2 protein-coding genes are annotated in these 1,080 nt (G+C 29.6%); both read right to left on the minus strand.

Annotated features, from left to right (window positions below; genetic code table 11):
• A partial coding sequence (locus H7T97_RS10170; protein ID WP_201090182.1) for a CsbD family protein occupies positions 1 to 170 on the minus strand: 170 nt, incomplete at its 3' end.
• A gap of 415 nt (positions 171 to 585) precedes the next feature.
• Positions 586 to 825 (minus strand): GlsB/YeaQ/YmgE family stress response membrane protein, encoded by a 240-nt coding sequence (locus tag H7T97_RS10175; protein ID WP_003007835.1) that lies wholly within the window; start codon positions 823 to 825, stop codon positions 586 to 588.
• Positions 826 to 1,080 lie beyond the last annotated feature (255 nt).

A 1,080-nucleotide genomic window follows, 5' to 3' on the forward strand; every position in this document is an offset into this window, starting at 1 on the left:
CCTTCGATTGCTCCTTCAACAGCATCTTTTGCGTCTTCTGCGACTTCTTTAACTTTAGAAACTACTTTTTCAGCAGCCCCTTCTTTTTCTGTTTTCTTGTCGCCAGTCAATTTACCGAATCCTTCTTTGACTGTACCTTTTGCTTGATTGATTTTTTCTTCTGTAGACATACTATTACCTCCATCTGTAATATATTTTATTTTATATCAAAAGAAAACCGATTTTTCGCTTAAATCTTATGCTAAGTGTGCCATCATTCAGTTAAATTGAAATAGTGCTTTACTTAGGTTTATTTGATTATATCGGCTTATAGCCTATATAATCTTATTGTAAAACTTAATATGAACAGAACTAAAAATTGTATAGAGTATGTTGATCTAACACGAAAAATCGATTATACTTATGACTTATTTGTCATCACCATTAAATAAATTCTTTATATCTTTGATTGCGCCTTAAACAACATCTTTTACTTAGTTGCCTTTTTCTTCTGTAATTTTGAAATAACGAATCTTTTCAAAACTACAATCAAATCATAATCTTTTCCTGTTATAAAGATTATGATCTATTTTTGAAAAAAGAAATTTATTCCTTCTTCCCTAAGAAGAATGAAACGACACAAACAACAATGACAGCTCCCGCAATTGAAGGAAGCAATGCCATACCTGCCAAAGATGGTCCCCAAGTACCCAAAAGAGATTGTCCAACTGATGAACCAATTAAACCTGCTAAAACATTAGCAATGATACCCATTGAACCACCCTTTTTTGTGATTCCTCCTGCAATGAGACCAATAAGGCCTCCTACAATAATAGACCAAAGCATAATAGGACTCCTTTCTATCTCAAAGAAACACTATTTAAATCATATTCAATAAGCAATTATGATGAATATAACATTTTTGTATTTTGATTTTTTAGCTAAAAGTCTCTTATTGAATAAAAAATTAAAGCGCTTACTTTTCTAGAGATAATATAATTATAGACTATTTTTTATATGGAGTCAACTAAAATACTTGACTTTTTTAAAATTGTTGAAATATATTAAATTATAAAACAAAATACCTAAATAGTATTATTG

It is taken from the genome of Streptococcus parasanguinis, assembly GCF_016648925.1.
Classification (GTDB): Bacteria; Bacillota; Bacilli; order Lactobacillales; family Streptococcaceae; genus Streptococcus.